Source organism: Paraburkholderia sp. BR10923 (assembly GCF_040948765.1).
In the GTDB taxonomy this organism is placed as follows: Bacteria; Pseudomonadota; Gammaproteobacteria; order Burkholderiales; family Burkholderiaceae; genus Paraburkholderia; species Paraburkholderia youngii.
The window spans coordinates 616,981-635,459 of record NZ_JBFPKO010000001.1 but is presented as its reverse complement, the minus strand read 5'-3'; the positions used below and the strand labels follow the sequence as shown (position 1 = coordinate 635,459).

The 18,479-nt window shown below is 66.0% G+C and carries 16 protein-coding genes; 9 read left to right on the top strand and 7 right to left on the bottom strand.

Annotation, left to right across the window (positions count from 1 at the left end):
* Positions 1-22: 22 nt before the first annotated feature.
* From AB3X94_RS02850 to AB3X94_RS02830, 5 genes are all read right to left on the bottom strand, one after another.
* Positions 23-988 carry a 2-hydroxyacid dehydrogenase gene (locus AB3X94_RS02850; protein ID WP_368610724.1) on the bottom strand — a complete coding sequence of 322 codons (966 nt, stop codon included), beginning with the start codon at positions 986-988 and terminating at the stop codon, positions 23-25.
* The gene (locus AB3X94_RS02845) at positions 988-2,277 is read right to left on the bottom strand and encodes an MFS transporter (protein ID WP_176108355.1); all 1,290 of its coding nucleotides are present in this window, start codon (positions 2,275-2,277) and stop codon (positions 988-990) included. The genes AB3X94_RS02850 and AB3X94_RS02845 overlap by 1 nt, the downstream gene beginning before the upstream one ends.
* Positions 2,278-2,402: 125 nt before the next feature.
* Entirely contained in the window at positions 2,403-3,386 is a 984-nt protein-coding gene (locus AB3X94_RS02840; RefSeq protein ID WP_176108354.1) for a sugar kinase, read from the bottom strand.
* A gap of 81 nt (positions 3,387-3,467) precedes the next feature.
* Positions 3,468-4,262 (bottom strand): sugar phosphate isomerase/epimerase, encoded by a 795-nt coding sequence (locus tag AB3X94_RS02835; RefSeq protein WP_176108353.1) that lies wholly within the window; start codon positions 4,260-4,262, stop codon positions 3,468-3,470.
* A 167-nt stretch (positions 4,263-4,429) separates the two neighbouring features.
* Entirely contained in the window at positions 4,430-5,320 is an 891-nt protein-coding gene (locus AB3X94_RS02830) for a LysR family transcriptional regulator (protein ID WP_176108352.1), read from the bottom strand.
* A gap of 137 nt (positions 5,321-5,457) precedes the next feature.
* Between AB3X94_RS02830 and AB3X94_RS02825 the strand changes: the two genes are divergently transcribed.
* The 6 genes from AB3X94_RS02825 to AB3X94_RS02800 all read left to right on the top strand — a co-directional run bounded on the left by AB3X94_RS02825 (position 5,458) and on the right by AB3X94_RS02800 (position 11,706).
* On the top strand, positions 5,458-6,537 hold the full coding sequence (locus AB3X94_RS02825) for a YeiH family protein (protein WP_176125590.1): 1,080 nt from the start codon (positions 5,458-5,460) through the stop codon (positions 6,535-6,537).
* A 202-nt stretch (positions 6,538-6,739) separates the two neighbouring features.
* The gene (locus AB3X94_RS02820; protein WP_368595062.1) at positions 6,740-7,477 is read left to right on the top strand and encodes a glutathione S-transferase; all 738 of its coding nucleotides are present in this window, start codon (positions 6,740-6,742) and stop codon (positions 7,475-7,477) included.
* Between the two features lie 112 nt (positions 7,478-7,589).
* Positions 7,590-9,323, top strand: coding sequence for a ClcB-like voltage-gated chloride channel protein (locus tag AB3X94_RS02815; RefSeq protein ID WP_176108349.1), 1,734 nt, complete (start codon positions 7,590-7,592; stop codon positions 9,321-9,323).
* A 153-nt stretch (positions 9,324-9,476) separates the two neighbouring features.
* Positions 9,477-10,814 (top strand): C45 family peptidase, encoded by a 1,338-nt coding sequence (locus tag AB3X94_RS02810; protein WP_176108348.1) that lies wholly within the window; start codon positions 9,477-9,479, stop codon positions 10,812-10,814.
* A 216-nt stretch (positions 10,815-11,030) separates the two neighbouring features.
* Positions 11,031-11,285, top strand: a complete 255-nt coding sequence (locus AB3X94_RS02805) for a hypothetical protein (RefSeq protein WP_176108347.1) — start codon at positions 11,031-11,033, stop codon at positions 11,283-11,285.
* A 190-nt stretch (positions 11,286-11,475) separates the two neighbouring features.
* The gene (locus AB3X94_RS02800) at positions 11,476-11,706 is read left to right on the top strand and encodes a DUF2795 domain-containing protein (RefSeq protein ID WP_176108346.1); all 231 of its coding nucleotides are present in this window, start codon (positions 11,476-11,478) and stop codon (positions 11,704-11,706) included.
* A gap of 31 nt (positions 11,707-11,737) precedes the next feature.
* On the opposite strand, the gene AB3X94_RS02795 is transcribed toward AB3X94_RS02800, so the two are convergent.
* Entirely contained in the window at positions 11,738-12,805 is a 1,068-nt protein-coding gene (locus AB3X94_RS02795) for a LysR family transcriptional regulator (protein ID WP_368610723.1), read from the bottom strand.
* Positions 12,806-13,071: 266 nt separating this feature from the next.
* Between AB3X94_RS02795 and AB3X94_RS02790 the strand changes: the two genes are divergently transcribed.
* Entirely contained in the window at positions 13,072-13,284 is a 213-nt protein-coding gene (locus AB3X94_RS02790) for a hypothetical protein (protein ID WP_176108344.1), read from the top strand.
* A 77-nt stretch (positions 13,285-13,361) separates the two neighbouring features.
* On the opposite strand, the gene AB3X94_RS02785 is transcribed toward AB3X94_RS02790, so the two are convergent.
* Positions 13,362-13,979: a TetR/AcrR family transcriptional regulator gene (locus AB3X94_RS02785; RefSeq protein ID WP_176108343.1), complete on the bottom strand. Its 618-nt coding sequence runs from the start codon at positions 13,977-13,979 to the stop codon at positions 13,362-13,364.
* A 217-nt stretch (positions 13,980-14,196) separates the two neighbouring features.
* Between AB3X94_RS02785 and AB3X94_RS02780 the strand changes: the two genes are divergently transcribed.
* On the top strand, positions 14,197-15,345 hold the full coding sequence (locus AB3X94_RS02780) for an efflux RND transporter periplasmic adaptor subunit (RefSeq protein WP_368610722.1): 1,149 nt from the start codon (positions 14,197-14,199) through the stop codon (positions 15,343-15,345).
* Entirely contained in the window at positions 15,342-18,470 is a 3,129-nt protein-coding gene (locus AB3X94_RS02775) for an efflux RND transporter permease subunit (protein WP_368610721.1), read from the top strand. The genes AB3X94_RS02780 and AB3X94_RS02775 overlap by 4 nt, the downstream gene beginning before the upstream one ends.
* Positions 18,471-18,479 lie beyond the last annotated feature (9 nt).

The window sequence follows — 18,479 nt, the reverse complement described above, 5'->3', positions numbered from 1 at the left end:
AGCGTGCGCGCCGCCCTGCGATTCACTTCGCCAGGACTTCACGGTTGACGATGTTGGTCGTCAAGGTGCCGTCGAGCGCGGCGACCAGGTTCTCCGCCGCGTTGAGCGCCATCGCATGACGGGTCTCGTGCGTCGCCGAACCGATATGCGGCAGCGCGACCACGTTTGGCATCGACAGCAACGGCGAGTCGGCCGGCAACGGTTCGGTGTCGAACACGTCGAGGCCCGCACCGTGAATCGTGCCGTTCTTCAATGCCTCGATCAGCGCCGCTTCGTCGACGGTCGCGCCGCGCGACGCGTTGATCAGGATCGCGCTCTTCTTCATTGCGCGCAGTTCGGCCGTGCCGATCAGATGCCGCGTCTGCGGCGTGAGCGGCACCTGCAGACAGACGAAATCGGACTGCGCGAGCAATTCGGCCAGTTCGACGCGCCGCGCGCCATACGCCTCTTCCGCGTGGCGGTTCGCGCTGCGGTTCGTGTACAGCACCTTCATGTTGAAGCCGAGCGCAGCGCGCCGTGCGACCGCGCCGCCGATCCGCCCCAGGCCGACGATGCCGATCGTCTTGCCCTGCACATCGACCCCGAACTGCGCGGGCCCGATGCTCGTGCGCCACTGGCCCGCCTTGACCCAGTCGGCCAGCTCGACCACGCGCCGCGCGGACGCGAGGATCAGCGAGAACACAGTATCGGCGGTCGATTCGGTCAGTACGTCCGGCGTGTGCGCGAGCACGATGCCGCGGCGCGTGAGGTCGTCGACGTCGAACTGGTCGTAGCCGACCGAGATCGTCGACAGCGCCTTAAGCCGGCTCGCGCCTTCGAGCATCGCCGGCGCGATCTTCACGCTCGCGCCGATGCCGCCGTCGGCATCGCGCAACGCGGCGACGAAAGCATCATGCTGTGACGGATCGACCTGCACGACCTGCGCATGCTGTTGCAGATAGGCGAGCACATCCTCGGGCAGCGACTTCCAGGCGACGATCTTCTTCATCAGCTAATTTTCCTTGCGACGGTGGGACGAGCGGGGTCGCGTCGTTCGGCGGCGGCCGGCTTGACGGCGAGCGTCAGGATCACCGCGGCGACGAGCGCCACGCTCATGAACGCATACGATGCCGCGGGCGAGCCGGTCGCGCCGTTCAGATAGCCGACCACGTACGAGCCGACGAACGAACCGAGCGCACCCATGCTGTTGATCAGCGCCATCGCGCCGCCCGCGACGTTCTTCGGCAGCAGTTCTGGCACGATCGCGAAGAACGGGCCATACGGCGCGTACATGGCGGCGCCCGCGATCACGAGCAGCGCATACGAAATCCAGAAATGCGCTGAGCCGAGCCCGTACGACGCCGCGAATGCGATCGCACCGACCAGCAGGAACGGCCACACGAACACCTTGCGGCGGTTGAGTTTATCCGATGCCCACGAAGCTGCAAGCATCGCGATCGTCGCGGCCGCATACGGCAGCGCAGACAGCCAGCCCGTCTCGACCATGCCGATCGACGAGCCGTTTTTCAGGATCGACGGCAGCCACAGCACGAAACCGTACACGCCGATGCTCCAGCAGAAATACTGCGCGCACAGCTTGATGACCGCGGGCGTGCGAAACGCCTCGCTGTAGTTGCGCACCGGCTTGATCGCGGCCTGCTCGGCGCGCAAGGTCTGCGCGAGCGCATCCTTTTCCTGCTGCGTGAGCCACGACACCTGCTCGGGCTTGTCCTTCACGAGGAACCACCAGCACACCGCCCAGAGGATCGCGGGCGCGCCCTCGGCGATGAACATCTGCCGCCAGCCGAACGAATGCACGAGATAGCCCGACACGACCGACATCCACAGCACCGTGACCGGGTTGCCGAGAATCAGGAACGTGTTCGCCCGCGAGCGTTCGCTCTTCGTGAACCAGTTGCTGATGAAGATCAGCATCGCCGGCATCACCGCGGCTTCGACGACGCCGAGCACGAAGCGGATCGCCATCAGCGATGGGATGTTGCTGACCATGCCGGTCAACGCCGCGCAGCCGCCCCACAGGATGAGGCTCCAGAACACGAGCTTCTTCACGCTGCGGCGCTCGGCGTAGATCGCGCCCGGAATCTGGAAGAAGAAATAGCCGAGGAAAAACAGCGCGCCGATCAGCGACGCGAGCCCCTTGCTGATGCCGAGATCCTGGTTGATGCCGGCCGCCGCCGCAAAGCCGAAATTCGCGCGATCCAGATACGCGAGGCTGTAGGTGATGAACACGATCGGCATGATCGTCCACCAGCGGCGAATCGCAAGTGATGAGGTCATGGAAGTCTCCTTGGACGGCGTCGTCCCGAATCAATGATGAAAAAATCTTGGCGCGCTGAGGGCGCTCTTGTTGTCGTGTGGATGCTGGTCGTGTATGCATCGCTATCGATGCAGTCCGAGCCGCGTCAGGCCGCGCTTGCGATGCCCGGCACCTCGGCCAGTTCCAGCGCGTCCAGTTCGGCGCGGCTCGGCAAACCTTCCGAATCGCCGATCACCTGGATCGCGAGCGCGCCGATCCGGTTGCCGCGCGCGACCGCCTGCGCGAGCGTGCGGCCTTCGAGCAGCGCGCTGATCACGCCGACCGCGAAACCATCGCCGGCGCCGACCGTATCGACGACGTTCGCGACCGGCCGGCCGGCGATCGTCGCGGCATCGGTCACGGTGCGGTAATACGCGCCCTGCGCGCCGAGCTTGACGATCACGCCGCGCGCGCCGCGCTCGAGGTAGTACTGCGCGATGTCCTCCGGCTGCGTGTAGCCGGTCAGAATCTCACCCTCGCCAATGCCGGGCAGCACCCAGTCGGCGAGTGCCGCGAGCGCGTTCAGGCCTTCGACCATCGCCGCGCGCGACGGCCACAGCGTCGGGCGCAGGTTCGGGTCGAACGAGATCGTCCTGCCTGCCGCACGCATTTCACGGGCCAGATGGAACGCGAGTTCGCGCGAACTCGCCGAGATCGCCGGCGCGACGCCGGTCAGATGCAAATGACGCGCGGGCAGCACGTAGTCGGCGACGTAGTCGTCGCGCGACAGATGGCTCGCTGCCGAGCCTTTGCGGAAGTATTCGACCGCCGGATCGCTGCCGTCGTCGTTCTTCGACTTCAGCTGGAAGCCGGTCGGATAGCGCGCGTCTGTGCTCACGCATTGCTGGTCGATGCCCTCCTTCGTCAGCGTGTCGCGCACGTACTGGCCGAACGAATCGTCGCCGACGCGGCTCATCCAGCCCACCCTGAAGCCGAGTCGCGACAAGCCGATCGCGACGTTCAGATCCGCCCCGGCGATGCGCTTCGTGAAGTGTCCGACGCCTGCCAGCGGGCCGGTTTCGGTGGCGACGAACATCGCCATCGCTTCGCCGTAGGTGATCACGTCGAGGGCGGGGTACGGGTGGGTCATGCTGGGCTCCTGGTGGTGCATCCGATGCCGATGATTCAGGTTGCGTTGCGTTGTTTGCTGCCTTGCTTGCCGCGTCGCGGTCTATACCCGCGCTAGCCAGTTCACATAGTGCGCGGCATCAGCATCGATCCGGCTCGGGTCGAACGGAAACTCGATGCCACGCGGCACATCGCGCGGCAGCCGGTCGAGGACCGCGCGGAAGAAAGCGTCATCGGCGGCCGGCGCGATCGCGAAGCGCCGCGCGCCCTCGCCCGTCGTGCTCTTGCAATGGATGTACTCGACGTACGGCGCAAGCTGCGGCGCGATTTCGAGCGGCGCGACGTCGAGCCACGCCCAGTTGCCGGTATCGAAAGTCATACCGAGCGCGTCCGCGTGACCTTCACGCGCGAGCGCGTCGAACAGCCCGACGAACTGCGCGGGCGAGCCGCCCTGCGCCAGTTGCCCGTTTTCGACGACGAGCCGTGGCTGCGCGCCGTCCGTGGTGCCGCAGCCGCTCGCCACCTGCGCGACGAGCGCCGCACCGTGAGCCTCCCCCGCGAAGCCGCCGAGTTGCAGCTTGACGAAGCGCGCGCCGAGCGCGGCCGCTTCGTCGAGCGCCAGACGCAGCGCGTCGGTATCGAGCTGGCCGCTCGCGGCGTACAACGATGCCGGCGTCGAGAACACCGGCCACAGCCCGAGATCGGCCAACGCCGCGCCGAGGGCGCGCAGCCGTTGCGGGTCCGCGTCCGCGTCGCTCGCGAACAGCTCGCGACGCACTTCGAAACCCGCCGCGCCGGCTCGCTTTGCCGCCTGCGCCCATTTCAGATGGCCGTCGGCGCGCACGGCGTTCACACCGAACGCGCTGGCGACGATCACGATCTCAACTGCATCAGCCATGTTCAACTCATTCGATCCTGACGCGAAACCGCTCTTGGAACCGGTTCCAATTACACTTCGAAAAAAAGCGCCGAGGCGCTGCGATGAGCGAATAGTGCGCGGGACGGCCATCGCGCACCATAGAGGAAATCCCCAGGCGCGCCGGCCGCACGCCGCCCGCGCTGCAGTCAGCCGCCGTCCGCGATACACATCGCCAGAAACTGTTCGACCACCCGCGACGGCGCGCTCGCATGGGGCACCAGAATCGACAGCCGCCGCGTCAGCGGCTGCGGGCTCAGCGACATCAGACGCAGCGCACCGTTCTCATGCCGCATCGACATCGCCGACACGAAGCCGACGCCCATGCCGGCCCGCACCGCCTCCTTCACGCCTTCGACCCCGGCGATCTCGAGTGCCACGCGCATCGGCACGCCCGCGCGAGCGAATTCGCGCTCGACCGTCTGCCGCACGCCCGAGCCTTCCTCGCGCAGCACCAGCGGATAAGCGCCGAACGCGGCCAGCTCGATGCGCTCGCCGTTGTCCGCCTGCGCGAGCGGATGCGAGCGCGGCATGATCGCGACGATTTCATCCTCGCGCCACGCATGGACGACCGTATCCGGCGGCAGATCGGCGCCGGCGGGACCCTCGATCATCGCGATGTCGACCGAGCCGAGTGCGCCGACGATCTCGGCCGTATTGCCGTTGGCGGTATGCACGGTCACGTCCGGATAGCGGCGATGAAATTCGGCGATGAGATACGGCAGCAGATAGCTCGCCGGCGTCGTGCTCGCGCCGATCCGCAAAGTGCCCTGCTCCAGACCGCGCAGCGCGTCGCGATACGCATGCGCCTGCCGCCAGGTATCGCGCAGCCGCGCCGCATAGCTGGCGAGCTGCTCGCCGGCCGGCGTCAGCCGTACACCGCGGCCATCGCGCTGGTACAGAGGCTCGCCGAATTCGTCCTGCAATTGCCGTAGCTGTCCGGACACCGCCGGCTGCGACAGATGCAGCGCCACCGCCGCCCGGCTGATGTTGCGATGCTCAGCGACGGCAGCGAACGTTATAAGTTGATCCGGGGTCATCTCGATGAAATATTGGTTGGGCCGATACTTCACATTCTAAATCACGATTTTTCATATCGTTATATCTAATTTAGGATTAGCCCCGTTGCTGCTCATGCAGTTCTATGCAAGTTCGCTACGAAGTCAGGCACCCGATCATGTCCACACCCACCGTCCCGCTCACTGCCGCCTCACCCGCGCTGTCCACTCGCGGCCAACTCAATGGCGTGCTGTTCGTCGCGCTGTTCGCCGCCGCCGTCACGCGCATCGCGGCGATTCCGGCGGTTGCCGGTCTTGGCCTGAGTCCGCTGATCGTTGGCATCGTCGCCGGTGCGATCTATGGCAATGCGCTGCGCGACAGCATGCCGGCCAGCTGGGCGGCGGGCGTCAACTTCTCGGCGCGCAAGCTGCTGCGCATCGCGGTCGCGTTCTTCGGCCTGCGCGTGAGCCTGCAGGAAATCGCCCAGGTGGGTCTGCCGGGCCTCGCGGAATCGGTGCTGATCGTCGTCAGCACGCTCGTGATCGGCACCTGGGCCGGCATCAAGATCATGAAGCTCGACCGGGACACCGCGCTGCTGACGGCGGCCGGCAGCGCGATCTGCGGCGCGGCCGCGGTGCTCGCGTTCGAATCGACGCTGCAATCGAAGCCGCACAAGAGCGCGATGGCGGTCGGCACCGTCGTGCTGTTCGGCACGCTGTCGATGTTCCTGTACCCGGTGCTGTTCAACGCGGGCTGGCTGCACCTCGATACGGTCGGCGCGGGTCTCTTCTTCGGCGGCACGATCCACGAGGTCGCGCAGGTGGTCGGCGCGGCAAGCAACGTGAGCCCGGAAGCGACGCACATCGCGACGATCGTCAAGATGACCCGCGTGATGCTGCTCGTGCCGGTATTGCTGGTGGTCGGCCTGTGGGTGAACCGCGCGGCGCGCGGCGCGAAGGATGGCAGCACGGACGGCGCCGTCCCGCGCAAGCTTGCGATCCCCTGGTTCGCACTCGGCTTTCTCGCCTGCGTCGCGATCAACTCGCTGCATGTGCTGCCGCAAAGCGCCACCTCGTCGCTGAACCTGCTCGACACCTTCGCGCTGACGATGGCGATGACCGCACTCGGCATGGAAACGCGCATTTCGCAGATTCGCGAAGCGGGTCCGCGCGCGCTGACCACGGGCCTGATTCTGTATGTGTGGCTGATCGCCGGCGGACTGGGCATCACATGGGCCGTCCAGCACCTGTTGCGCTGAGCCGTCGCCGGCCTCCCCGCCTTCCCCGACACCCCGCCGCGCGCGGGGTTTTGGGCATTCTGGCGCCCCATCCGGCCCGCTCACACGGCATACTCGTTGCTGCGAACTTTGCTCCCACAACCCGCCTGTGCGCATGGTCCGATGGCAGCGGTGAAACCGTCTTCGCGCGACGCGTCCCGGCGACCGGAATGAGGATCGATCGATGAGCCTGGAACTGTACTACTGGGATGGCCTGCAAGGCCGCGGCGAATTCGTGCGGCTCGCGCTGGAGGAAGCCGGCGTCGACTATGTCGAAGTCGCGCGCGGCAAGCCTTCGAAGGGCCTCGGCACCGAGGCGATGATGGCCGTGATGGACAGCCCCGACGAGCCGTATCCGCCGTTCGCGCCGCCGTTTCTGAAAGACGGCGATCTGGTGATCCCGCAGACCGCCAACATCCTGTTCTATCTCGGCCCGCGGCTCAATCTCGCGCCCAAGGTGGAGAGCCTGCGCTACGTCGCGAACGGCCTGCAACTGACGATCGCCGACGTCGTCACCGAAGCGCACGACACCCACCATCCGCTCGCGAGCGGCCTCTACTACGAGGAGCAGAAAGACGCGGCGAAGGTGCGCGCGCACGATTTCATCGAGCATCGGATTCCGAAGTTCATGTCGTACTTCGAGCGCGTGCTCGCGCAGAATCCGGCCGGCGACAGCTTCATGGTCGGCGACGCGCTGACCTATGTGGACCTGTCGATGTTCCAGCTGATCGATGGTCTGCTGTATGCGTTTCCGCGCGCGCTGAAGCGCTTCGGCGAGCACTATCCGCGGCTCGCCGCGCTGCACGATAGGGTGATCGCCAGACCGAACATCGCCGCGTACCTGGACTCGGACCGGCGCATCGCCCATAACGAAAGCTGCGTCTTCCGGCACTACCCGGAACTCGACGAGGCGGCGACTTGAACCGCGCCGCCCGGCCCCGCCCGCTCGCCGCCGCGCGCCCGCCATTCGAGGCGGGCGCGCTGTCGTTGTGGCGCGGATTTTTCAACCTCCCATCACGCCCCGTACCGTCGACGTGCTTTCATTCCTGCTGAAGCTGCGCACCCGCGCCCAACGCCTTTTCCGCCTCTCCGATGCCCATACGATGCTGGTCTGGTCGGTCGTCGTAGGCATTGTCGGCGCATTCGCCACCGTGGCGTTTCGCAAGGGCATCGAACTGCTGCAACTGGCGATAACCGGCCACTCCGGCAGCTTCGTCGAAACGGCGCGCAGCCTGCCGTGGACCGTGCGCATCTGGGTGCCGGCCGCGGGCGGTCTGGTCGCCGGCGTGTTTCTGCTGATCGCGCAGCGTCACGCCGACCGGCACCCGCACTCCGACTACATGGAAGCGGTCGCGATCGGCGACGGCGCCGTGCCGGTGCGCCTGAGCTTGTGGCGCAGCGTGTCGTCGCTGTTTACGATCGCGAGCGGCGGCTCGATCGGCCGTGAAGGTCCGATGGTGCAGCTCGCGGCGCTCGCCTCGTCGCTGATCGGCCGCTGGGTCCACTTCGATCCGCCGCGGCTGCGCCTGCTGGTCGCGTGCGGCGCGGCGGCCGGTATCACGTCCGCGTACAGCGCGCCGATCGCGGGCGCGTTTTTCGTCACCGAGATCGTGCTCGGCTCGATCGCGATGGAGAGCTTCGGGCCGGTGGTGGTCGCCGCGGTCGTCGCGAACATCACGATGCGCGAATTCGCCGGCTACAAGCCGCCCTACGAGATGCCGGAGTTTCCGACCGTGACCGGTCCCGAGGTGCTGCTGTTCGTCGCGCTCGGCGCGCTGTGCGGCGCGGCCGCGCCGCAGTTCCTGCGGTTGCTCGATGCCTCGAAGCAGGCCTTTCGCAAGCTGCCGGTGGCGCTGCCGGTGCGGCTCGGCATCGGCGGTTTCGTGGTTGGCATCATTTCGGTCGCGGAGCCCGAGGTGTGGGGCAACGGCTACAGCGTCGTGAACTCGATCCTGCATTCGCCGTGGACGTGGACCGCGCTCGTGCTCGTGCTCGTCTGCAAGCTCGCGGCGACCGCGGCGACGGCCGGCTCCGGCGCGGTCGGCGGCGTGTTCACGCCGACGCTGTTCGTCGGCGCGGCGGTCGGCTCGCTGTTCGGCCAGGGCATGCACGCGTTGTGGCCGCACGCGACGTCGGCCGCTTATGCGTATGCGATGGTCGGCATGGGCGCGTTCCTCGCGGGCGCGACTCAGGCGCCGCTGATGGCGATCCTGATGATCTTCGAGATGACCTTGAGCTATCAGGTCGTGCTGCCGCTGATGGTGTCGTGCGTGGTCGCGTACTTCATCGCGCGCGCGATCGGCAAGACCTCGATGTACGAGATCACGCTGCGCCGCAATCGCGAGGAGCAGGAACGAACGCGACTGCGCGCGACGCAGATGCGCGAGCTGATCCGCCCCGCGCAGACCGTCGTACCGCCGAACGCGACCGTGCACGACATGACGCGCGTGTTTCTCGAATATCCGGTCAAGTACCTGTACGTCGCCAACGACTCGGGCGCATTTCTCGGCGTGGTCGCGCTGAAGGACATCACGTCCGATCTGCTCGACCGGACCGACACGTCGATGAAAACCGCCGCCGATTATCTGCAGCCGCATTTCGACGTGCTGACGCCGGACATGTCGCTCGCCGTCGCGTTGCAGCACTTCATGGCGTTTCAGGGCGAGCGCCTGCCGGTGATCGAAAGCACCGCGCGTCCGTTGCTTGCCGGGGTCGTCTACAAGACCTCGCTGCTCGACGCGTACTTCCGCATGAATCCGTCGCGCTAGGGCCTTCGCTCAAGCTTCGCGGCGCGCGATGCAAAGCGCCGCGGATTCTCTACAATGAACAGACCGCCGACCCTGCATGCGGCCGGCACGCGTGAGCCCAGCATGGGCGCGGCGACAGCGCCCGCCCTATACGCCGTATCGTCGGAGCCGAAGATGAGCGAACCGTCCCCCGAGGCCGTACGCCGCGATCAGGCCGGCTGGATTTTCGTGCATATCGAAGGCGAGCCGTACGATCGCGGCGAGCAGCACGGCCAGTTGCTCGCCGACGAAATCAGAAACGCGATCCGCACCGCGCGATATCTCGCCAGGTGGGACACCGGCGAGGAGTTCGACACCTTCGTCAACGCCGCGACGAGTCAGTTCGCGAGCAAGCTCGACACCGAATTCGCCGACGAAATTCATGGCATCGCCGATGGCGCGAAGCTGCCGTTCGCCGAAGTGCTGGCGTGGAACGGCTACATGGATCTGCTGCAAAGCTGGTGGCCGACACATGCGGCGCAGGCACAGCCGCATCTGGGCGCGAAACTGTGGCGCGGCCGGCGCGGTCACCACTGCAGCGCGTTCATCGCGACCGGCAGCGCGACGCGCGACGGCCGCATCGTGATGGCGCACAACTCATGGGACCGCTATGCGGCCGGCGACGCGTTCAACGTCGTGTTCGACATCGTGCCCGACCGCGGCAACCGCATCCTGATGCAGGGCCTGCCGGGCTGCATCTCGAGCCTGACCGATTTCTGGGTCACGGCGGCCGGCCTGATGATCACCGAAACGACGATCTCGAACTTCGCGGGCTACAACCCGGCCGGCGCGCCCGAGTTTTATCGCTCGCGGCGCGCGTCGCAATATGCGAACACCATCAAGGAATGGTGCGAGATGTTCTCGCTCGCAAACAACGGCGGCTACGCGAACAGCTGGCTGCTAGGCGACACGAAGACCGGCGAGATCGCGCGTTACGAACTCGGGCTGCACTATTCGGGCTTCGAGACCACCAGGGACGGTTTCTACAGCGGCTACAACACCGCGACGGATCTGAAGATCCGCAACCAGGAATGCATCGGCGAAGGCGAGGACTATACCGACGTGCGCAAGAACGGCGCGCGGCGTCTGCGTTTCATGCAGCTCGAGGAAATGCATCGCGGCAACATCGACGTCGAACTCGCCAGGCAGATGATCGCCGATCATCACGACGTCTATCTCGATCGCAACGACAACCCGTGCTCGCGCACGATCTGCGGGCATCTGGAGCTCGACGACGCGCGCTTCGGCGGGACCGATCACGGCCCGTTCAATCCGTGGGGCGCGAACGACGGCAAGGTGGTCGATAGCGAAATGGCGCGCGAGATGGCGTTTACCGCGCGCTGGGGGCATCCGTGCGGCCGGCCGTTCGATGCGCAGGCGTTTATGAAGCGGCATCCGCAGTGGAACTGGCTGAACGGCTATATGCGCGACCGTCCGTCGTGGCCGTGGACGCGCTTCGACGTGCTGCGCTAACCCATGGCGGACGCGCGCGGTGGTTCGTGCGATGATGGAATCTACAATACGGTTTTGTCGCAAATGTGCGCGCTTTGCAGTAATTGCCGTCTAAGATGGTAAGGAGCTTGGGCCGCGTAGCGCTACGCCGTCCTTGGCTTGCACCGTCCTTTCGACGCGGGACGGCACAGGGTTTGCTCGATTGTCAGCGCCGCATGAGCTCTAGGAGGTCGGGCGATGAAAACCTCGACACTGTTAATCATGGTGACGCTGTCAGCCTCGTGTTTCGCCGCGCCGGTTCATACCGCGCCGGACAGCAAGGATTCCATTACGCTTGCGCAACGCGTGGACGCCGCGCCGGTCGCGCCTCCTGCCCCGGACGTGGCGAGCGCCGACTCGAGCCGTCCGCAGCACTGGGAGCATATTGCGCTGCCAAAGTCCCGACATCTGGAACGCAGCCTGACCGGGCAGCACGAGCATCTGACCACGTGATGGCGGCCGCAACGGCGGGCGATGGCGCGGCCGCAGCGGCGCGCTGGCCCGGCTTGCGCCGGCTGTCATGAAGATGGGGTGGCGATACGCGCGGGTTTGCGACACTGCGAGAAACTCATCGCGGCGAGGCGCTGGCTTTTCGCGGCGGCAATAACAACGTGACTAACTCGAGCTCGACAGGAGCATGCGCATGACGGCCTCGGACATCCCCGGCGAATCGATCGATCTGCAGATCGCCGATCTTCTCAGCGAAGTCGAATTTCCGACCAACAAAGACGCGCTCGTCGACGCGGCGCGCGAAGCCGGCGCGAGCAACGAGGTGCTGGCGATGCTCGATAGCATGCCGGAGCAGGATTATGTCGACATCGAGTCGGTCACGCGCCTGATCGGCGGCAATTATGGTCCGGGCTTAAGCATCTGAAGCCCGATTCAGACACGCGTCACCTTCCCCTTCAGAACTGCGACGACGCCGCGATCCGCGTGCGCGGCACCCTTGTCACACGGCGTGTCGTGCGGGTTCGTTCGAGCGCGTCTTCGGCCATCTCGCGCGCGACCTGATCGTCGGACCCGCTCACCTGCGCTACCGCCCGCACCAGCGCCGCACTGCGCGAATCCCGCGCCTGTGCGCTTTCCGGCTGGAAATGCTCGACCAGATGATCGATGAACGTCCGTACCTTCGCCGGCAGATGCAGCCGGCTCGGATACGCAATCGTGATTTCGATGGGCGGCAGGCTGTACTGGTCGAGCAGACGCACGAGCCGCCCCGCCGCCAGATCCCGTCCGATCAGGTAGCTCGGCAGAATCGCCACGCCCATGCCCAGCAGCGCGAACTGCCGCAGCATCTCGGCGTTGTTCGCCGCGATCGCGTTGATCGGCCGCACCCGCACTTCGCCGTCCGGCCCGCTGAACACGCGCTCCTCGCCGCCGCCCTGCTCGGCCGGCCGGCTCAGGCACGAATGCCCGAGCAGATCCTCGGGGCGTTTCGGCGTGCCGTGTTGCGCCAGATACTCGGGCGTCGCGCACACTGTCATATAGCCGGTCGTGAGCCGCCGGGTGACGATGCTCGCGCTGCGCATCTGCCGCGCAACCAGAATACCGACGTCGAAGCCCTCTTCGACGAGATCGACGTGGCGGTCGGCGAGCGTGACGTCGGGCACGACGTCCGGATAGCGCGCCGCGTACGACTGCACGACCGGCGCGAGACTATGCAGCCCGAACACGACCGGCGCGACGATGCGCAGTGTGCCGACTGGTTCGTGATTGCGCGCCACCACCATCTGCTCGACGCCTTCGAGATCGGCGAGGATGTGACGTACGCGCTCCAGATAGGTCGCGCCGGATTCGGTCAGCGACAGACGGCGGGTCGTGCGGTTCAGCAATCGGGTGCCGAGCCGCGCTTCGAGATCCGCGACGTGCCGCGTGACGACCGCGGTGGATAGATCCAGCGCGCTCGCCGCGCCAACGAAACTGCCGAAGTCCGCCACCTTGACGAACACGCGCATCGACTGCAGTTGATTCATGGGACGACTCCTGCCTCGGTAAAGCCGGGCCGGCGCAATGGTTGCCGCTTGTGTGGACCCGTGCGGCATGCGCGCGGGCCTGCCCAACCCAACCGATTCTAGTTATCGGACATGTCCCAACCCTGACCCAGACATGACATTCCGGTCAGATTCGCGGTGGCGTGTCGATCCCGCCACTATTGCGGCGTCTATTGTGGGTTTTAACTAGGTATAAACCCTAGTCTGTTGGTAAAATAGCGGCCGAAAGAAATTACCGCCACATCGCCATGCCACATCGTTTTCATTTGCTCGAAAAAATCGCGTTTTCGCTGGTTTGCTGGTCGGCCGCCGCTAGCTCGGCATATATCGCTTATGAGCGCTGCCCGGATATCAAGGTCGCCCTGCACGCAGGGGCAAAGATCCTCGACGCCAGCGGCCAATACGCGTTCGCTTGCGCGGCGCCCGCCGCCGAAGCCTGCGCGCAACTGCCGGTCGACTGATTTTTGCGGTTGTAGCCGTATCTGATGCGCGATCCGTTGGGGGCGCGCGTTCTTGCATCCGGGCTCAACGCCCACTGTCATGCATCGCGCCCGAACACCACGCGCGAGAAAAACCCCGCCAGCACCATTTCGGCCATTTCGGTCGGCACATTCTGCGGATCGACTGTGTAGAAGAACTGCACGCCGTCGCATAGCCCCATCAGTCCGATCGCGAGCTGCTCGGGCGGCATCGACATCGGCGTGCCCACGCGCTCCGAGAACTCGCGCACATAGGCGCTCAACTGTTCGATCTTCTCGTGCATGAACGCGTTGAAGCGCAGCCGGAAACGGCCGTCGCGCACCGCCAGCAGCTTCGCCTCGACCCATAGCAGAAAACACTTGTTCTCGCGATGCAGCGAGCTGTAGTAGCGCAGCACGCGCGCCTCCATCTCCTCGCGCGACGCCGCGTTTTCGAAGATCGCATGCAGTCCCGCCTGCATCGCTTCGTGATCACGCCGCAACAGCTCCAGAAACAGCTCGGTCTTGCTACGGAAGTTCGAATAGAACGCGCCGCGCGTATAGCCGGCCGCCGCCGCGATGTCCTCGACACTCGCCGCGACGAAGCCCTTCTTCATGAAAGTTGCCTGCGCAGCATCGAGCAGCCGCCCCCGCGTCTGGTCTTTGCTCTGCTCTCGTGTCAGTCTTTGACGTTTCATGGCCGCAAGCCTAGCATCCAAAAGAATTCAAATCCATCTATACATTCAGATACACGAGTGTATTAGAATGCATTTCTTCATCCAAAGCCATATCTGTATGCCATTAGCATGAACGGCGTGCAGGTCTTCGCTGGCGGGCCACGCGGCTTGCCGTGTTCGTTCGCTGTCTCCAGTTGGGGTAATTGTGAAGCGTCCCGGTTCTCCCGCATCGTCAGCGATGCGCCAGCAGTCTCCCCCATCCCATCACCGCGGTTTCTCCAGGCACGCCTGCGCGCTGGCGCTGGCAGGCGTGCTCGCGCTCTCGGCCTGCTCGAAGAAGGAGGCCGCGGCACCCGCGCCGCGCCCGGTGGTCGCGCTTGCCGTGCATGCGGACGGTCACGCGCTGCAGGCGGCGTCGCTGCCCGGCGAAGTGCAGGCGCGCTATTCGACGCCGCTGTCGTTTCGCGTCGCCGGCAAGATCATCGAGCGGCGGGTGCGGCTCGGCGACACGGTGAAGAGCGGCGAAGTCGTCGCGCTGCTCGACCCGGCCGATGCGCAGAAAAACGCCGCGAGCACGCAGGCGCAGGTCGAAGCCGCGCAGCACAACCTCGTCTATGCGCAGCAGCAGCTCGAACGCGACAGGGCCCAGGCCAAGGAAAACCTGATCGCGCCGGCGCAGCTCGAACAGACCACCAACGCCTACGCTTCCGCGCTCGCGCAGCGCGATCAGGCGCAGCAGCAGGCGGCGCTCGCGAAGAACCAACTGCAGTACACGACGCTCACCGCCGGTCATGCGGGCGTCATCACGGCTGAACAGGCGGACACGGGACAAAACGTGTCGGCGGGTCAGGCCGTCTACAACCTCGCGTGGAGCGGCGACCTCGACGTCCTGTGCGACGTGCCCGAAAGCGCGCTCGCCGCATTCGCGGTCGGCCAGAATGCGAGCGTCACGCTCGCCGCGCTGCCGGGCCGCAAGCTCAGCGCGCGCGTGCGTGAGCTATCGCCGGCCGCCGATCCGCAAAGCCGCACATGGCGCGCGCGTCTGACGCTCGTCGATGCCGGCGCCGACGTGCGCCTCGGCATGACCGCCGACGTCACGCCGGCCGTACCGCTCACCGCGGCGGCCGCGCAGCACGGCGTGTTCACGCTGCCGGTCACCGCGCTGTTTCACGAGGGGCGTGAACCGGCCGTGTGGGTCGTGCGCGCCGCGGACAACACGCTCGAGCTGCGTCGCGTGACCGTCACGCGCTACTACGAGCGCACGTTTGTCGTCAGCGCGGGCCTGAAAGATGGCGAAAGCGTCGTACTGCAAGGGGTGCACACCGTGAGCGCCGGCGAGAAAGTCCGCGCGATCGCGCCGCTGCATCCCGAGGACTTCGCTTCATGAGCACGGCGCACGAAGAAGGCCGCTTCAATCTTTCCGCGTGGGCGCTGCGTCATCAGGCGCTGGTCGTGTTCCTGATCGCGCTCGCCACCGCGTTCGGCATCCTCGCCTACACGCGGCTCGCGCAATCGGAAGACCCGCCCTTCACGTTCCGCGTGATGGTGATCCGCACGTTCTGGCCCGGCGCCACCGCGCGCCAGGTGCAGGAGCAGCTGACCGATCGCATCGGCCGCAAGCTGCAGGAAACGCCGTACATCGATTTCGTGCGCAGCTACTCGCGCCCCGGCGAATCGCTGATCTTCTTCACGATGAAAGACTCGGCGCCGGTGAGCCAGGTGCCCGAGACGTGGTACCAGGTGCGCAAGAAAGTCGGCGACATCTCGGCGACCTTGCCGCCGGGCATCCAGGGCCCGTTCTTCAACGATGAATTCGGCGACGTCTACACCAACATCTACACGCTCGAAGGCGACGGCTTTTCCGCCGCGCAACTGCATGATTACGCGGACCAGTTGCGCTCGGTGCTGCTGCGCGTGCCGGGCGTCGGCAAGGTCGATTATTTCGGCGACCCCGATCAGCACATCTACATCGAGATCGCGAACACGCAGTTGACGCGTCTCGGCATCTCGCCGCAACAGCTCGGCCAGGCGATCAACGCGCAGAACGCGATCGCGCCCGCGGGCACGCTCACCACCACCGACGACCGCGTGTTCGTGCGCCCGAGCGGCCAGTTCAACGACGTCAACGCGCTTGCCGACACGCTGATCCGCATCAACAACCGCACGTTCCGTCTCGGCGACATCGCGACGATCAGGCGCGGCTACGACGACCCGATCGTCACGCAGATGCGCTTCGGCGGCAAACCCGTGCTGGGCATCGGCGTGACGATGCAGCCGGGCGGCGACGTGATCCGCCTCGGCCGCGCGCTCGATCAGCAGATGACCCAACTGCGCGCCGCGCTGCCCGTCGGATTGAATCTGGTCGAAGTATCGAGCATGCCGCACGCGGTCGCGCGCTCTGTGAACGACTTCCTCGAAGCGGTCGCCGAAGCGGTCGCGATCGTGCTGATCGTGAGTCTGGTGTCACTTGGCGTGCGCACCGGCATGGTCGTCGTGATCTCGATTCCGGTGGTGCTCGCGGTCACCGCGCTGTGCATGTACCTGTTCGATATCGGCCTGCACAAGGTATCGCTCGGCACCCTTGTGCTCGCGCTCGGCCTGCTCGTCGACGATGCGATCATCGCGGTCGAAATGATGTCGGTGAAGCTCGAGCAAGGCTGGAACCGCACGCGCGCCGCGGCCTTCGCGTACACCAGCACCGCGTTTCCGATGCTGACCGGCACGCTCGTGACCGTGTCCGGCTTCCTGCCGATCGCGCTCGCGAAATCCAGCACCGGCGAGTACACGCGTTCGATCTTCGAGGTGTCGGCGATCGCGCTGATCGCGTCGTGGCTCGCGGCGGTCGTGCTGATTCCGCTGCTCGGCTATCACATGCTGCCCGAGCGTAAGCGCCATGCGCACGAGCCCGACGATCACGAACACGACATCTACGACACGCGCTTCTACACGCGTTTGCGCGGCTGGATCGGCTGGTGCATCGAACGGCGCTTCGTGGTGCTCGCGATCACCGTGCTGCTGTTCGTGCTCGCGATGGCCGGCTTCTCGCTGGTGCCGCAGCAGTTCTTCCCGAGCTCGGACCGGCCGGAGTTGCTGGTCGATGTGCGGCTGCCCGAAGGCGCGTCGTTCGATGCCACGCTGCGTCAGGCGCAGCGGCTCGAACAGGTTCTGAAGGGGCGGCCGGAAATCGATCACTCGGTCAGCTTCGTCGGCACCGGCGCGCCGCGCTTCTATTTGCCGCTCGATCAGCAATTGCAGCAGCCGAACTTCGCGCAGTTCGTGATCACCGCGAAGACGGTCAAGGATCGCGAGAAGCTCGCGCAGTGGCTCGAACCGGAGTTGCGCAACAACTTCCCGGCGATCCGCACGCGCCTGTCGCGCCTCGAGAACGGCCCGCCGGTCGGCTATCCGGTGCAGTTCCGCGTGAGCGGCGACGACATCGCGACCGTGCGCTCGATCGCCGAACGCGTCGCCGCGACGATGCGCGCCAATCGCGGCACGCGCAACGTGCAGTTCGACTGGGACGAACCCGCCGAGCGCTCGGTGCGCTTCGAGATCGACCAGAAACGCGCGCGCGAGCTCGGCGTGACATCCGAAGACATCTCCAGCTTCCTCGCGCTGACGATGTCCGGCTACACGGTCACGCAGTATCGCGAGCGCGATAAGCTGATCAGCGTCGATCTGCGCGCGCCGCGCGCCGAACGCGTCGACCCGTCGCAGCTGACCGCGCTCGCGATGCCGACGCCGAACGGCCCGGTGCCGCTCGGCACCCTCGGACATCTGCGCAACGACCTCGAATACGGCGTGATCTGGGAACGCGACCGCCAGCCGACCATCACCGTGCAGTCCGACGTGTCGGCCGGCGCGCAAGGCATCGACGTGACCCACGCGGTGGACCGCGCGCTCGCGCCGATCCGCGCGACGCTGCCGGTCGGCTACCGGATCGAGATCGGCGGCTCCGTCGAGGAAAGCGCCAAGGGTCAAACCTCGATCAACGCGCAGATTCCGATCATGGTGATCGCGGTGCTGACGCTGCTGATGATCCAGCTGCAAAGCTTCGCGCGCGTGCTGATGGTCGTGCTGACCGCGCCGCTCGGCCTGATCGGCGTCGTGCTCACGCTGCTGCTGTTCGGCCAGCCGTTCGGCTTCGTCGCGATGCTCGGTGTGATCGCGATGTTCGGCATCATCATGCGCAACTCGGTGATTCTCGTCGATCAGATCGAGCAGGACATCGCGTCGGGGCACAAGCGTTTCGATGCGATCGTCGGCGCGACCGTGCGGCGGTTCCGGCCGATCACGCTGACCGCCGCCGCCGCCGTGCTCGCGCTGATCCCGCTGTTGCGCTCGAACTTCTTCGGGCCGATGGCGACCGCGCTGATGGGCGGCATCACGAGCGCGACGATCCTGACGCTGTTCTATCTGCCCGCGTTGTACGCCGTGTCGTTCCGCGTGCGAGCCGACGAGCGCGAGCCGCAGACGCCGTCCGGTTCCGGCGCCACGCATACGGGTAACTGAGCATGAGCA

Bases quoted from the DNA above. Each gene is read 5' to 3' on its own strand.
- AB3X94_RS02850 (WP_368610724.1), bottom strand. From the start codon at position 988: ATGAAGAAGATCGTCGCCTGGAAGTCGCTGCCCGAGGATGTGCTCGCC.
- AB3X94_RS02845 (WP_176108355.1), bottom strand. From the start codon at position 2,277: ATGACCTCATCACTTGCGATTCGCCGCTGGTGGACGATCATGCCGATC.
- AB3X94_RS02840 (WP_176108354.1), bottom strand. From the start codon at position 3,386: ATGACCCACCCGTACCCCGCCCTCGACGTGATCACCTACGGCGAAGCG.
- AB3X94_RS02835 (WP_176108353.1), bottom strand. From the start codon at position 4,262: ATGGCTGATGCAGTTGAGATCGTGATCGTCGCCAGCGCGTTCGGTGTG.
- AB3X94_RS02830 (WP_176108352.1), bottom strand. From the start codon at position 5,320: ATGACCCCGGATCAACTTATAACGTTCGCTGCCGTCGCTGAGCATCGC.
- AB3X94_RS02825 (WP_176125590.1), top strand. From the start codon at position 5,458: ATGTCCACACCCACCGTCCCGCTCACTGCCGCCTCACCCGCGCTGTCC.
- AB3X94_RS02820 (WP_368595062.1), top strand. From the start codon at position 6,740: ATGAGCCTGGAACTGTACTACTGGGATGGCCTGCAAGGCCGCGGCGAA.
- AB3X94_RS02810 (WP_176108348.1), top strand. From the start codon at position 9,477: ATGAGCGAACCGTCCCCCGAGGCCGTACGCCGCGATCAGGCCGGCTGG.
- AB3X94_RS02805 (WP_176108347.1), top strand. From the start codon at position 11,031: ATGAAAACCTCGACACTGTTAATCATGGTGACGCTGTCAGCCTCGTGT.
- AB3X94_RS02800 (WP_176108346.1), top strand. From the start codon at position 11,476: ATGACGGCCTCGGACATCCCCGGCGAATCGATCGATCTGCAGATCGCC.
- AB3X94_RS02795 (WP_368610723.1), bottom strand. From the start codon at position 12,805: ATGAATCAACTGCAGTCGATGCGCGTGTTCGTCAAGGTGGCGGACTTC.
- AB3X94_RS02790 (WP_176108344.1), top strand. From the start codon at position 13,072: ATGCCACATCGTTTTCATTTGCTCGAAAAAATCGCGTTTTCGCTGGTT.
- AB3X94_RS02785 (WP_176108343.1), bottom strand. From the start codon at position 13,979: ATGAAACGTCAAAGACTGACACGAGAGCAGAGCAAAGACCAGACGCGG.
- AB3X94_RS02780 (WP_368610722.1), top strand. From the start codon at position 14,197: ATGCGCCAGCAGTCTCCCCCATCCCATCACCGCGGTTTCTCCAGGCAC.
- AB3X94_RS02775 (WP_368610721.1), top strand. From the start codon at position 15,342: ATGAGCACGGCGCACGAAGAAGGCCGCTTCAATCTTTCCGCGTGGGCG.